The following is a 13,664-nucleotide window of genomic DNA, read 5'->3' as shown; positions in this document are numbered from 1 at the left end:
ATGAGAAAAAACCTCCAACATATTAAGTTAACCGCTAACCCGGAAACCGGAAACCGGAACGTTGTCACATCGGGCGCAGTCGAGATGCCTGAACAAAATGACTTTGTAACAGCCGAAGGCATTGCCGTAAAGCAGGAATATACTGCTGAAGACATTGAGAACCTCGAGCACATTGCTTTCGGGGCTGGGTTTGCGCCCAACCTTCGCGGGCCGTATGCCACGATGTATGTGCGCCGTCCGTGGACGATTCGCCAGTATGCCGGATTCTCAACAGCCGAAGAAAGTAATGCCTTTTACCGGCGTAACCTTGCCGCAGGGCAAAAAGGATTATCGGTGGCATTTGACCTGGCCACACACCGCGGTTACGACAGCGACCATGAGCGTGTGGTGGGCGACGTGGGCAAAGCCGGTGTAGCCATCGACAGCGTTGAGGACATGAAGGTGCTATTTGACCAGATACCACTGAATGAGATGTCCGTATCAATGACCATGAACGGTGCGGTACTGCCCATCATGGCCTTTTACATCGTGGCAGCCGAAGAGCAGGGTGTATTGCCGGAACTGCTTTCTGGGACAATACAGAATGACATCCTCAAGGAGTTCATGGTGCGCAATACCTACATCTACCCTCCTGCCCCGTCGATGAAAATCATTGCCGACATATTTGAATATACCAGCCGCAAGATGCCGAAGTTCAACTCCATCAGCATCTCCGGCTACCACATGCAGGAAGCGGGGGCCACTGCCGATATTGAGCTGGCTTATACCCTTGCCGACGGATTGGAATACATTCGCACCGGATTGGCTGCCGGTATGAAAATCGACGAGTTTGCACCGCGCCTGTCTTTCTTTTGGGCTATCGGTATGAACCACTTCATGGAGATAGCCAAGATGCGGGCAGGACGTATGCTTTGGGCAAAATTGCTAAAACAGTTTGATCCTAAGGACGAAAAATCGCTTGCCCTGCGTACACACTGCCAAACGAGCGGGTGGAGCTTAACCGAGCAGGACCCGTTCAACAATGTGGCACGTACATGCATTGAGGCGGCGGCGGCGGCATTTGGCGGAACGCAGTCGCTGCATACCAACGCACTGGATGAGGCCATTGCACTGCCAACCGACTTCTCGGCACGCATTGCCCGTAACACACAGATATTCCTCCAGGAGGAGACCAAAATAACCAAAACGGTCGACCCATGGGCCGGCAGCTACTATGTGGAAAGCCTTACCGACGAGATCGCTAAAAAAGCCTGGGCGCTGATTGAGGAAGTGGAAGAGCTGGGCGGCATGACCAAAGCCATTGAGGCCGGCATACCGAAGCTCCGCATTGAGGAGGCTGCAGCACGCAAGCAGGCACGCATTGACAGCGGGCAGGACATCATTGTAGGTGTGAACAAATACCGCCTGGAAAAAGAAGACCCGCTCCATATTTTGGATGTCGATAACCAGATGGTGCGCCGCCAGCAGATAGACCGCCTGGAACAGATAAAGGCATCACGCGATGGCGAAAAAGTAAAGGAATGCCTGGACAAACTCACCGTTTCGGCGAAATCAGGAGAAGGGAATTTACTGGAACTGGCCGTTGAGGCCGCTCGCCACAGGGCGACCCTGGGCGAGATAAGCGATGCACTGGAAACAGTGTTCGGGAGGTACAAAGCACAAATCAAATCATTTAGCGGCGTGTACAGCAAAGAGATAAAGAACGACGAAAGCTTTGAAAAAGCAAAACAGCTGGCGGATAAATTCGCAAAGCTGGAAGGCCGCAGGCCGCGCATCATGATAGCCAAAATGGGTCAGGACGGCCATGACCGCGGCGCCAAGGTAGTAGCGACAGGCTATGCCGATGTGGGCTTTGACGTGGACATTGGCCCGCTGTTCCAAACCCCGGCTGAGGCTGCCAAACAAGCGGTGGAGAACGACGTGCATATACTGGGCGTATCTTCATTGGCCGCGGGGCATAAAACCCTTGTGCCACAGGTGATCGAAGAGCTGAAAAAATACAGCCGTGAGGACATCATGGTGATTGTAGGTGGGGTTATACCCGCACAGGACTACCAATACCTGTTTGATGCAGGTGCGGTGGCGGTTTTTGGGCCGGGAACGAAGATCAGCGAGGCGGCTATTAAGATATTGGAAGTGTTGATTGAGGGTTTTGAGTAATTTCTTATTGATTATTTTTTATTTTCTACTTTGCCATACGATATGAAAAATATACTATCCTGCTTCCTTGTGTTTATAGGCCTAAGCGCCTATGCTCAAACCGATAACCCAAAATACGACAAGGCTTTGGCCGAATCATTGGGCGGTGATGACTACGGCATGAAAATGTACGTATTCTGCATCCTGAAAACAGGGACTGCCAAAATTGAGGACAAGTCCAAAGTGAACGAATTGTTCCGCGGGCATATGGAAAATATAGGTCGGCTGGCCAGTGAAGGCAAACTTACTGTTGCAGGTCCATTGGGTAAAAACGACAAGAATTACCGAGGGCTGTTCATTTTCAACGTAAAGACCATTGCCGAGGCACAGGCACTGCTGAAATCAGACCCTGTCGTTGCCGCCGGCCTGCTGGAAGGTGAACTCTATGAATGGTATGGCTCTGCCGCCTTGCCGGAATACCTCAAGGCGCACGAGAAGATCGAGAAGAAAAAGCCTTAATATAGGTTTCAACGTAATTCAAACGAAGGAGGAATCTCTTTATATCAGGGATTTTTATATTTCTTCCCACACATTTCCCCTTAATCCATATTTTTAGTACTTTGCGCCAAATTTAACGCTTTAACCCTTTTATGAAAAAAATTGCCCTTGCCCTCGCGGCTGTAGTACTGTTGATTGCATGCAATAAAGAAGACCACGGAGATGCCAACCTCCACATTACAGGCCACATCAAGGGGTTGAGCCAGGGTAAGCTATACATACAGAAAATAGTAGATACCTCATTGGTACCGATGGATACGATCATCATTACCGACGCAAAAAAAGGTTTTGAAAGCCACCTGAAAATCGATTCGCCTCAGATGCTGTACCTGTTTTTAGACAGGGGGCAAACCAACTCGGTAGATAACAGCCTGCCGTTCTTTGCCGAACCGGGTAATATGACCATTGAAAGCCACAATGAGGAGTTCTTTAAAAGGGCGAAGATAACCGGATCGAAAAACCAGAAATTGTATGAGGATTTCCTCAAGATAAAGAGCCGCTTTACCGACAATAACCTAGACCTTATGAAAGACGGGATGATTGCCTCGAAGTATGGCAAAGTTGCGAAGCTGGACAGTGTACTTGTAAAACAGGAAAAACTGAGGGACAGGAGGTACTTTTATACCCTTAACTATGCCGTACAGCATAAGGATTATGAAATTGCCCCATACCTGGGTGTGTATGAAATAGGCGACATGAACGTGGTATTCCTCGACACACTGCAAAAGAGCATTACACCAAAAGTGGCAAAGTCTTTGTACGGCAAACAATTCAACCAGCTAATGGAAGAGCGCAAAAAAGCCGCCACAGCTGAAATAAAATAGCACCATGAAAAACAAAAGCCACGATAAGAGAACAAATCCCAACGAGATGCATTCTTTTATCGGGGCTTTTTGCTGCCTGCTCTTCTCCGTTGGCAGCAACGCACAAACCAAACAACGGCAAAATGCCACCTACACCCCGGTAGAGACCATCATTACCGACCTGAATGCCGACACAGTAAATGATACCATTATCCTGTACCAAACTCCTGTTGAAGGCGACCCGGGTCTCTTTACAAAAATGAATGTTTCGGTAAATGGCAGACGGATGACTTTTTTTGCAAAAAATGCGTGGGATGAAATAGGCTTTTATCTTGCGGAAACCGGACAAAATGCCGTCCTTTCGAAGAACGCCTATGTGCATAAGGAAGGTATACAGTCTTATATATTCCTTTTCGGATTTCCGTACGGGTCAGGACGGGAGGAAGTTTTTATCCTTAAAGTGAAAGGGAGGAATATGGATATTATTTTCCACAACAAACTGGAGGAACTGCAACGTGTTTCTGACCTGGACAACGACGGCCATGCCGAAATGATCGTACGCAGGAGCCCACAATTTTTAACTGTTGAGGAGGACATCGGCACGTACAGCCCTTTTATAATCTACTCACTTGAAAATTTTTCTGTCAACAAATCCCTGACCGAAAAATACAACAAAGAACACTATATTTGGGAAGGGATAGAATATAATGACCAAATTGAAGTTTATTACCCAAACGACGGCAGCAAGCCAAAACTATTAAAACCATAAACCATGAAAAAATTATTATTACTGCTACTACTATTCCCTGCGTTTACATTTGCGCAAAGCCTTACCGGAAAGTGGGCCAGCGAAGAAGACAAAACCAAAATGGTCGAATTTAAAGCTGACGGCACCATGATGTTCATTGACCCTGAGGAACCGGATGCCATGGAGGGCCTCGAAATAAAATACAAGCAGACGGAAGAAGATGGCAAAAAATACCTTACCTGCGACCTTTCGTTTCAGGGTGAGCCAATGGACAGCCAAAAGAATGTATACAAACTGGAAGGCGACAAGCTGACCATTATTGACAATCCTGATGAAGCACAGCCCGGCAAAAGTCCGGAGAATGTGTACCTCAGGGTAAAGCCTTAAGAATGTGAAAATAATATACAGAATTATTAAAATACAAAAACCGCCTCATTTCTGAAGCGGTTTTTTTATTGAGCCGATAGAGGGACTCGAACCCACGACCTGCTGATTACAAATCAGCTGCTCTAGCCAGCTGAGCTACACCGGCGTCTCAATACGGGTGCAAATATAAGCCTGAATTTTAAATTTCCAAACGTTCACCCGTACTTTTTATCGATTTTTTTCGCTTACAGCGCGTTGATTTTCGCAACAAGCTGACCGGCAGTTTCTTCCAGTTCTTTGTTGATTTGCTTAAAATGCGCTGTTTTATTCTCAACGTTCTTTGCGTTCACTTTTTTGATAAGCGTGTCAAATGCCACAATGGCCTCATCAATAATCGCTTCCGATTTGTCCGACGGCTTTCCGCCTTTAGCAAGCTCGGTAAGGTATACTGCCTCGATGATATCGCCCATTACAAAATTGATATCCTTCTTTAAATTTCTAACGTTTGCCATTTCTATTTTTACTTTATGGTTCAGTTTGCAAAATTACATTATTCTTTGCTAAATCCTGTTAAGAAATACTTATTTCCAGCAAAGTGGCTGTGCCCGTAAGCAGGTAAGAGGCTAAAGCGGCCGGCACCAGTATGGTATCGCCCTTCTTAAAATCATGTTTCTGTCCGTCAAATTCCACTGAAAATGCGCCATCGGTACAAATGTATACCCTGAAGCTCGAGCCGTCATTCGTCTTGCCCGCGCTGCCCTCCAGCGGAAGGTAGCTTGTAGTAAAGTACGGGCAGTCTACCATTACATTGCTCTTGTTCGGCTCCTGCGTGTAATTCTTCTGCGTATCTGTAGTGTTATAGTTCATCGCATCCAGCGCCTGTTCTACGTGCAGCTCACGGCCTTTACCGTTGGCATCTACCCTGTCCCAGTCGTATATGCGGTAGGTGATGTCGCTGGTCTGCTGTATCTCAGCGATCACAATGCCTGCTCCTATGGCGTGTATCGTTCCGGTTTCCAGGAAAAACACCTGCCCCTTTTCTGCCGGCACTTCATTAAGTATCTCAATCAGGTTTTTGCTTTCCAGGTGCTGAAGGTATTCCTCCGCGCTCGACTGGTGCTTAAAGCCCACAATAATGCGCGAACCTTCATCGGCCTGCATCACGTACCACATTTCAGTTTTGCCGAACGAGTTATGGCGCTCTTTGGCCAATGCATCATTCGGGTGCACCTGTATGGAAAGGTCCTCCCTTGCATCCAGAAACTTGAACAATAGCGGAAATTGCGTCCCAAACTGCGCATGTACTTTTGTGCCCAGCACTTCGGCAGGGAATTTCTCCAAAAGTTCGGTCAGCGGCTTTCCGGCATAAGCACCGTTATTTACCACGCTCATATCGCCATCCACAGCCGACAGTTCCCAGCTTTCGCCGGTTGTGCGTGTAGGAAGGTTGGTTTTGCCCAGATCGCTTTCCAGCTTGGTGCCGCCCCATATCCTGTCTTTCAGGATGGGCTCAAATATCAATGGATACAATTCCATACTCATATCATTCTCCTTTATAGGTTACAAAATTTCTTGGGGTTTCATACAGCACCACTTCCAGCGCCATATTTTGATCGATGCGGGTGCGGATACGCTCCCATATAACTACCGCAATATTCTCGGCTGTGGGATTCAGGTCGGCAAACTCCGGCACATCAAGGTTCAGGTTCTTGTGGTCGAACGGCATCTCTACTTCTTCATAGATGATATCTTTCAGTACTTTCATGTCGATCACATATCCTGTCTGCGGATCGATGGCCCCGGTCACGCTCACGGTAAGCTCATAGTTATGCCCGTGGAAATTATGGTTGTTGCATTTCCCGAACACAGCAGTATTCTGCGCCTCATCCCAGTCCTTGCGGTACAGGCGGTGCGCGGCATTAAAATGGGCATTGCGGCTAACGGTGACTTTCATTTGGTTTTATGGTTGTCGGTTGTCGGTTTGGCGGTTGTCGGGAGCTTCCGGCAACCATAAACTGAAAACCATTATTTAAAATAAAGCGCATATGTGCCGGTACTACGAAGCTGCCGACAACCGGCAAGCATCAACCGACAACTATAATTTGTGTTCTTCCAGATAATGGTAAAACTCATCAAATATGATCCTGAACCACACGGTATACTGCTCAGGATGCTCCTGCATATCCTCCTTTACGGCATCGATGGCCATCCATTTCCAGCTTTCGGCCTCATCGCGGTTGATTTCTGGCTCGCCATTGTAGTACCCAATCATCACGTGATCCAGTTCGTGCTCGGTAAGGCCGTTATCAAAAGGCGCTTTGTAGATAAAGGAGAACAGCTCCTTGAGTTCAGTGGTAAAGCCCATTTCCTCCCGGAGCCTGCGCGTGCCGGCCTGGATATTGGACTCCCTTTCGCGCTGGTGGCTGCAGGTGGTATTGGTCCACAGCAGGGGCGAATGGTATTTTTGAGCCGCGCGCTGCTGCAGCATGATCTCGTTAGCTTCGTTCAGCACAAAAACCGAGAACGCCCTATGCAGGACACCCTTTTCGTGAGCCTCCATTTTCGGCATCAGGCCAATTGGTTCGTCGTTTTCGTTTACAAGTATTACTTTCTCTTCTTCCATGGCGGCAATTAGCTTCCAAAAATAAGAAAAACTTTGCAGAAAGATAGGCGTTTAACGAATGTTTAAAGCCCGACAATAAGAGTGGCTGAAACTGCTGTCTTTAATGGAAATAAAACAAATCCAAAACATTAGAGCCGTTGCAATGCAACGGCTCTAATGTTTTGGCTACAATATTCAGACGTTGCAGTGCAACACCTCTACAACGGGAACAGAAATATTTTTATCAAAGAATTGATTCCATTATTATCACACGTACTTCTCATAATCATTTATCCTTACTTCTGCCTTAAGATCCGAAAGCAGGTTGTACAGCCCCAAAAACGTTCGGTTGATGTAGATGAAGTGCTTTGACCCGCGGTTGCCGTTCATCTTTCGCAGCGTTTTATCGCTGGCAAGCTCCTGGCTCATGCGCGCCACCTCCTCAAGGAACGACGGTTCGGAAAAATCGAAGGTTTCATTTTGAAGCGGCCTGGTAAACACTACCAGCAACTCATGGAACAGTTCTGAGAAAAATTTAATATCTTCGGGCGAATCGGTCTCCTTGAGCATTTCAAGCTCGTGCATCAGCTTCATATATATTTCCCTGTTCGCAAGGTTTGCCGGGTTTACCAATTCGAAATATCGCTGGTAAAAATTATCCGGTATCCTTTTCATGCAGCCGAAGTCGATGGCTATCAGGTTATCATCTTTATCCACCAAAAAATTTCCGGGATGAGGGTCTGCATGGAAATACTTCAGCTTGTGTATCTGGAACATATAGAAGTCAAACAGCGCCTGCCCTATCCTGTCGCGCTTTTCTTTGGAAAGTCCGGAAGTATTATATTCCGAAAGGTGTATGCCATCCATCCAGTCCATCGTGATAATCTTCTCGCATGAATATTCAGGGTAGTATTCCGCAAACCTGAGGTTTGGGATGCCGCTACAGGCCAGCCGCACATATTCGCTCTGCTCCATTTCCAGTACATAATCGGTCTCCTCCATCAGCTTGCCTTCAATTTCCTGAAAATACTCATCCGAAGTATCCTTCAGGTTGAACATGCGGATGGCGATAGGCTTTACAATGGCAATATCGGTGCTGATGCTTTCCTTTACGCCGGGATACTGGATTTTTACGGCAAGTTCCTTTCCGTCTTTCTTCGCCTTGTGCACCTGTCCGATACTCGCTGCATTAACAGAATCAGGCGAAAACCAGTCAAACATCTCGTCAGGATATACCCCAAAATAGTTTTTGAACGTCTTGCGAACCAATGGAGCCGATAATGGCGGTACTGAGAACTGGCTTAGCGAGAACTTGTCCACATAGGACTGCGGCAGGAGGTTCTTTTCCATACTCAGCATCTGGGCCACCTTGAGCGCACTGCCTTTCAATTCTTTCAGTGTATCATAAATATCGGCGGCATTGTCCTGGTGCAGCTCGTCCTTAGTCAGCTCAGGGTTCACCATTTTCTTGCCGTAATATTTCAGGTAGTTCCCGCCAACCTTCACGCCTGTGGTCACAAGGCGCGTTACCCTGTCGATTTTGTTGGTAGGAATGGAGTCCAGTCGTTTCATTATGCGTTAAATTTTTCTTTCCAGATGAATTTGCCCAGGTCGAGTACGCTTTTCAGCGGGATATTGTATACCAGGTCGGCCGAGGCTTTTACTGATTTTTCGATGAATATGTCGGTTTTCTCAAAGGAAGCTGAAGTATCATCCATCCAGAATTTCAATATGGAGAGGAATTGCAGCCATGCCCCTTCACGAAGCGCCGCGTCCTGTACCTTGCCAACACGATGTCCATAGGTTTCAAACGGCTTTTCGAGAATGGCTTCGGCATATGGCAAAAATGCTGTGCGGAGTTCCTTTAACTTAACAAGGTTGCGCAATGCCGTGCCGCCTTCCTTTAGGGCAAACATCACAAAGCTCCTGTTGGCCGTGGCGAGTTCAAAGAAAGTAAAGTAGAATGCCGACAGCTTTTCGGTGCCGGAATATTCCGTATATGCGGGTGATTTTTCAAGAATTTCAAGGGTGTGGTTGAACATTTCAGCAAAGAAATGTTTCTCTAAAGCCTCAAATGATGAAAAATGCTTGTAGAAATGTGACTCCTCAAATCCGTTATCCTTTGCGAATTTGTAAACCGACTCCGGCCTCTTGCCGTGTACAAGGCAATGATCGGTATACTTACTGATAAGTAACTGCCTGTCAGGGGTTGTATTTTTTTTCGTAGCCATAAATTTGATATTTATACTATCAAAATTACAGATAAGTACAATCCGATGACTCGAAACAATGTTAATTGTCTTTCAAAATTTTTGAAAGTTCAGAAACTCGAGTTGTTTCAGATTTAAGAGTGTAGATTTTAGATTTACGACTCAGCCGTAGACTAACAAACTAATGATTGCCAATCAAATACATTGCGACCTATTCTCCAACCTTCACCACGAACACATTGTCCGGTTTGGTATTATCGTCGGTATAATCGCTGCAATCCTTTTCCCCGGCCAGACGGCAATTGGCAACTTTCAATGTGTCGACACCTTTTGCAATGGCTTTAAAAGTATAGGTAGTAACCCCTCCCGCACCATCGGCAGATGATTTTGGGTTGAAGTCTTGCGAGATGAGGCGTACCGACTTTACATCTGTAAGCCAGCAGTTTTTCCCGCCGGTTGAAGGATTTTCATCTAATTTAATGACAAAAGTATCGCCTTCTTTCAAATCGAAAGAAGCGTTTTCACCACGCGTATAATGGTCTTTGCCATCAGTATAAAACAATACGCCCAGCGTTATAAGCAGGGTTGCAATGAACACGACAACGCGAATAGGTTTCATAGTAGTTTCTAATAATTAACGCCGTCCCAGCAGGTCGTAGTATTCCTTCAGGTCGGCAGCACGCATTTTCAACAGGTCGATAGAGCGGCTGATGGGTACGATGCCGTACGGGTATTTATTCTTATGGCCGTATAATCCGCGGGCCAATACATTTTCGGAGCCTTCATATTCCTGCCATTGCTTTTTTGCCTCCTCCAGTTCTTTACGGTTGGGTTCATCGAGCACGGCATACAGCTGCTGGTAGTTTTTTTCAACTTCCGCTTTCCATGACTTCAGGGCTTCCATGAGGCATTGGGCAATGGCTTTTTCATTGTAGTCGGCTTCGCGGATACATTTTTCAAGGGCGATGTCGATAAGGTGTTTTTCGACAGCCGTCTCCTGTGCCACAACCGACAGCGATACCGCAATTAAAATAAGCGAAAAATACTTTTTCATGGTTTTCTTTACTTCTCAAATATACAAAAGGCCGGGTAATAAAAAAGAGCAACATCTCTGCTACCCTTTATGTATACTTTAATGCAATTAAAACCTGTTATCGCCATCGAGCAGGTTGCCAAGCCCGCCAAGGATACTGCCTTCGCCCCTTTGCTGGCCACCGCCTTGTGGTGCGGATGCATATATCCTGCCCGCCAGCCTGCTGAAAGGAAGTGACTGTATGAACACAGTACCAGGACCTTTCAACGTGGCATAGAACAAGCCTTCGCCGCCAAAGATGGTGTTTTTTATACCGCCTATGAATTCAATATCATAATCCACTGTCTGCTCAAAGCCCACGATACAGCCGGTATCTACCTTTAGTACGTCGCCCGGCGCAAGCACTTTTCGCGCAAGCGTACCCCCTGCATGCACGAAGGCCATGCCGTCGCCCTCCAGCTTTTGCATGATGAAGCCTTCACCTCCAAACAGCCCCCTGCCCAGCTTTTTCGAGAACTCTATGCCTACTGTAACGCCCTTTGCAGCGCACAGGAATGCATCTTTCTGGCAAATGAATTTCCCTTTGAACTGTCTCAGGTCGATAGGCACGATCTTGCCCGGATAGGGCGATGCAAAGCTCACCAGGCGCTTGCCGTGGTGCTGGTTAAGAAACACGGTCATGAAAAGGCTTTCTCCTGTAAGCAGTCTTTTCCCTGCCGAAAACAGCTTGCCCATGAATCCTTCATTCTGGTTGGAGCCGTCGCCAAAGATGGTCTGCATCTGTATACCGTCATCCATCATCATGAAGCTGCCAGCTTCGGCCACAACGGCCTCCTGTGGGTCGAGCTCAATTTCTACATATTGCATTTCTTCACCATAAATATGGTAGTCAATTTCGTGTGCTGTCATTTTTATTGATTAATTATGATTGATTTTATTCTTGTTAGAAGCATGGGAATCCCATTATCCTATAATTATTAGATGAATATAATGGAATTTTGTTACATCTTAAAATCAACACACTATTTTATCACTTCGAAGCCGCTCAATAAACTATGAGACCAGTTTTGCGGCCTGTACGTGCATCCAGTCGTAATTGCGGTTGCGGCCAAGGCTAACCCAGCCTTCCTCTTCCCAAAACTCCCACCATCTATTATATTCCGGCCTCGCAAAAACAGCCTTGTCCCTGCCCCATTTCAACTGGTTGTTTTCCGGGTCGAAATCGAGCGCGATACCCCAGGAATGCATGCTTAGCTCAGTTCCGCCACGCATGGCCCTGTACATGAAACAGCCACCGTAATAATCCAGACGCAGCCTTTTTATTTCTGCAGGGCCATAGTGCTGCAATGTTTTGTTAAGCACCCTCAATATGCTGTCCTTGACTTTTTTGTGGGCTGTAATTTTAGTAGTTTTCTTTAAAGGATCCCATGCTATAACCAATGGATAAGGTACTGCAAATGTTTCAAGATTTTTGTTGCCTGTAGGTTTGGCAACACCGTAGAAAGCATCAAGCGATGCCCTGACCTGCAGCGGCCAATGGTTGGGGTTAACAGGTGTTCTGTCTTCCGGGCGCCATGGCTCCTGCGCCTTGCCATATAGCAATATGTGCCGCAGGTCATCATAGGCAGTTTGGGTTTGCGTCCCCCACAAACCGTCCACAGGACCCGGATCCAGCCCTTCGTGCTTAGCATACAGCTGTATGGCAGCAAAAAATTTCCGTTCATTGCTCCAGGAAGCTTTCAGCCCGGGCAGCTTGTTGAGCGCCGTATAAGTTTTACTTCCGGGTATGCCGTCTACCTCACCGGCATTAAGGTTCAAAAGGTTTAGGTAGCGCTGTACAGTCTTAATGATTTCGGGTGTTAAGTCCATAGCTTCTAAATATTTAGAATAAACTTAACATATTTTCCCGACAACATAAACGCCTACAAGACAAACAGTTAAAAAAATCGATTAATGACACAGGAGTATATTAATACGTTCCGTCTGAGTAGTACCACTTTCCGCTTTCATTAATAAATACCGATTTTTCATGATGTACCTGCGCTTGCAATTTAGAGTCAAGGTAATATGCTTTGAACTCAACAGTGGTTTCAGTTGCCTTCAAAATCTCAAGCTTAACCCAATGATTGGCTTTTGCCCACTGCAATATGGCGCTTTTACTATAATACTTCCTCATTTTCGGGGCAGTGGTTTCCCAAAGATAACCGGCATCATGCACAGCATAAGCCGAATAGCGTGAACGCATAAGGGTTTCGGCGGTGGGTGCATTTTGTTGTCCTGATATATAGGGCTGACAACAATGGCCAAATGGAATACCCGAGCCGCAATGGCAGTTTTGTCCGTTCATAATGGCATAAAATGAGAAAGGGCCGCATAAACGGCCCTTTTGATGCATCGCAAAATATTATTTTTTTGTAGTGATAACGGTAGTCGTTTTGGTATCGTTGGTAACTTTCATGTTTATCTGCATCCCCTGCGCTTCAAAGCCCATATCCATGGTTACAGTAGCAGTGTTAGCCACAGGATAATTCTGGTCAAGGTCATATACCATTTCCCCTGAACCCGTACCGGAACCTTTCATGTCCTGGCCTTCCACATTTGCCTGAAGGGTTATTACATGATTCACATCGAATATGGCTTTGCGGCCTTCCACTTTCTTAAGCCTGAATGTCGCCACATCCTTCATATCCATCGATATTCCGGGCCCTACAGGTATTTCCATTGGAATGTCGATTGCAAAGCTCTCACCTACCTTCATTTTCTTAGCCGGAAAAAAAGTAGTCAAAAAAGCCTGCTCCATCATGCTTTTGATCATATCCTTTACCTGATCCGGCATGTTTGGTGCATCTACCGATTCAAAAGCAAGCTTTCCGCCTTTTACTTTACCCAATATTTTTGCACCATTCAGCATTTCAGCGCCTTGTTGGTTTGGATCTACAGCCATTGTTATTGTAAAAGGCAGTTCATTGTTGGTAAGCTTTCCTACCTCAATGGTCCTTGTAACGTTAGCAGGGGCTTCCTGCTCCATTGGCTCGTCTGCGCCTTCATAAGTTATTGCTATCTTGTTGTTTTGGACTTCTGTTTGTGTGTAAGTAGTGTTTGCCTTAAATTCCGGCTTCAAGCTAACTTCCTGCGCGTTCATGCCCATTGCCATTACGAAAGCAACTGCCAGTGTCGTGATTTTTTTCATTGTTTTGGTTTTTTA

The 13,664-nt window shown here is 46.4% G+C and carries 17 protein-coding genes and 1 tRNA gene; 5 read left to right on the top strand and 13 right to left on the bottom strand.

The genetic code is table 11. The features are described 5' to 3' along the window. The 5 genes from scpA to OGH69_RS08840 all read left to right on the top strand — a co-directional run bounded on the left by scpA (nucleotide 1) and on the right by OGH69_RS08840 (nucleotide 4,635). On the top strand, nucleotides 1-2,160 hold the full coding sequence (gene scpA, locus OGH69_RS08860) for a methylmalonyl-CoA mutase (protein WP_265174099.1): 2,160 nt from the start codon (nucleotides 1-3) through the stop codon (nucleotides 2,158-2,160). Nucleotides 2,161-2,202: 42 nt separating this feature from the next. Then, nucleotides 2,203-2,658 carry a YciI family protein gene (locus OGH69_RS08855; protein ID WP_265174098.1) on the top strand — a complete coding sequence of 152 codons (456 nt, stop codon included), beginning with the start codon at nucleotides 2,203-2,205 and terminating at the stop codon, nucleotides 2,656-2,658. Between the two features lie 131 nt (nucleotides 2,659-2,789). Then, nucleotides 2,790-3,521: a DUF4369 domain-containing protein gene (locus OGH69_RS08850; protein WP_265174097.1), complete on the top strand. Its 732-nt coding sequence runs from the start codon at nucleotides 2,790-2,792 to the stop codon at nucleotides 3,519-3,521. Nucleotides 3,522-3,525: 4 nt separating this feature from the next. Next, nucleotides 3,526-4,269 carry a hypothetical protein gene (locus OGH69_RS08845; protein WP_265174096.1) on the top strand — a complete coding sequence of 248 codons (744 nt, stop codon included), beginning with the start codon at nucleotides 3,526-3,528 and terminating at the stop codon, nucleotides 4,267-4,269. Nucleotides 4,270-4,272: 3 nt separating this feature from the next. Then, on the top strand, nucleotides 4,273-4,635 hold the full coding sequence (locus OGH69_RS08840) for a hypothetical protein (RefSeq protein WP_265174095.1): 363 nt from the start codon (nucleotides 4,273-4,275) through the stop codon (nucleotides 4,633-4,635). A gap of 71 nt (nucleotides 4,636-4,706) precedes the next feature. On the opposite strand, the gene OGH69_RS08835 is transcribed toward OGH69_RS08840, so the two are convergent. From OGH69_RS08835 to OGH69_RS08775, 13 genes are all read right to left on the bottom strand, one after another. Further along, nucleotides 4,707-4,780, bottom strand: a tRNA-Thr gene (locus OGH69_RS08835). Nucleotides 4,781-4,859: 79 nt separating this feature from the next. Continuing rightward, nucleotides 4,860-5,126 (bottom strand): hypothetical protein, encoded by a 267-nt coding sequence (locus OGH69_RS08830; RefSeq protein ID WP_265174094.1) that lies wholly within the window; start codon nucleotides 5,124-5,126, stop codon nucleotides 4,860-4,862. A 58-nt stretch (nucleotides 5,127-5,184) separates the two neighbouring features. Next, complete coding sequence (locus OGH69_RS08825) at nucleotides 5,185-6,156, bottom strand: type I phosphomannose isomerase catalytic subunit (protein ID WP_265174093.1); 972 nt, start codon at nucleotides 6,154-6,156, stop codon at nucleotides 5,185-5,187. A gap of 1 nt (nucleotide 6,157) precedes the next feature. Then, nucleotides 6,158-6,568, bottom strand: coding sequence for a 6-pyruvoyl trahydropterin synthase family protein (locus OGH69_RS08820; protein ID WP_265174092.1), 411 nt, complete (start codon nucleotides 6,566-6,568; stop codon nucleotides 6,158-6,160). 141 nt (nucleotides 6,569-6,709) lie between these two features. Next, nucleotides 6,710-7,237: an isopentenyl-diphosphate Delta-isomerase gene (gene idi / locus OGH69_RS08815; protein WP_265174091.1), complete on the bottom strand. Its 528-nt coding sequence runs from the start codon at nucleotides 7,235-7,237 to the stop codon at nucleotides 6,710-6,712. A gap of 246 nt (nucleotides 7,238-7,483) precedes the next feature. Next, nucleotides 7,484-8,788 carry an ABC1 kinase family protein gene (locus tag OGH69_RS08810; RefSeq protein ID WP_265174090.1) on the bottom strand — a complete coding sequence of 435 codons (1,305 nt, stop codon included), beginning with the start codon at nucleotides 8,786-8,788 and terminating at the stop codon, nucleotides 7,484-7,486. Then, nucleotides 8,788-9,447: a TetR/AcrR family transcriptional regulator gene (locus tag OGH69_RS08805; protein ID WP_265174089.1), complete on the bottom strand. Its 660-nt coding sequence runs from the start codon at nucleotides 9,445-9,447 to the stop codon at nucleotides 8,788-8,790. Before OGH69_RS08805 ends, OGH69_RS08810 begins: the two co-directional genes overlap by 1 nt. 190 nt (nucleotides 9,448-9,637) lie before the next feature. Further along, nucleotides 9,638-10,045 carry a protease inhibitor I42 family protein gene (locus OGH69_RS08800; RefSeq protein ID WP_265174088.1) on the bottom strand — a complete coding sequence of 136 codons (408 nt, stop codon included), beginning with the start codon at nucleotides 10,043-10,045 and terminating at the stop codon, nucleotides 9,638-9,640. 15 nt (nucleotides 10,046-10,060) lie between these two features. Then, the gene (locus OGH69_RS08795) at nucleotides 10,061-10,480 is read right to left on the bottom strand and encodes a lysozyme inhibitor LprI family protein (RefSeq protein ID WP_265174087.1); all 420 of its coding nucleotides are present in this window, start codon (nucleotides 10,478-10,480) and stop codon (nucleotides 10,061-10,063) included. 87 nt (nucleotides 10,481-10,567) lie between these two features. Further along, the gene (locus OGH69_RS08790; protein ID WP_265174086.1) at nucleotides 10,568-11,368 is read right to left on the bottom strand and encodes a TIGR00266 family protein; all 801 of its coding nucleotides are present in this window, start codon (nucleotides 11,366-11,368) and stop codon (nucleotides 10,568-10,570) included. 144 nt (nucleotides 11,369-11,512) lie between these two features. After that, nucleotides 11,513-12,328: a peptidoglycan-binding domain-containing protein gene (locus tag OGH69_RS08785; protein ID WP_265174085.1), complete on the bottom strand. Its 816-nt coding sequence runs from the start codon at nucleotides 12,326-12,328 to the stop codon at nucleotides 11,513-11,515. A gap of 100 nt (nucleotides 12,329-12,428) precedes the next feature. After that, nucleotides 12,429-12,806 carry a YchJ family protein gene (locus OGH69_RS08780; RefSeq protein ID WP_265174084.1) on the bottom strand — a complete coding sequence of 126 codons (378 nt, stop codon included), beginning with the start codon at nucleotides 12,804-12,806 and terminating at the stop codon, nucleotides 12,429-12,431. Nucleotides 12,807-12,863: 57 nt separating this feature from the next. Then, entirely contained in the window at nucleotides 12,864-13,649 is a 786-nt protein-coding gene (locus OGH69_RS08775) for a DUF6263 family protein (RefSeq protein WP_265174083.1), read from the bottom strand. Between the last annotated feature and the right edge of the window lie 15 nt (nucleotides 13,650-13,664).

It is taken from the genome of Flavobacterium sp. MFBS3-15, assembly GCF_026107645.2.
GTDB lineage: Bacteria > Bacteroidota > Bacteroidia > Flavobacteriales > Flavobacteriaceae > Flavobacterium.
The sequence above is the reverse complement of the archived record's forward strand: the minus strand, read 5'-3'. Positions and strand labels throughout refer to the sequence as shown.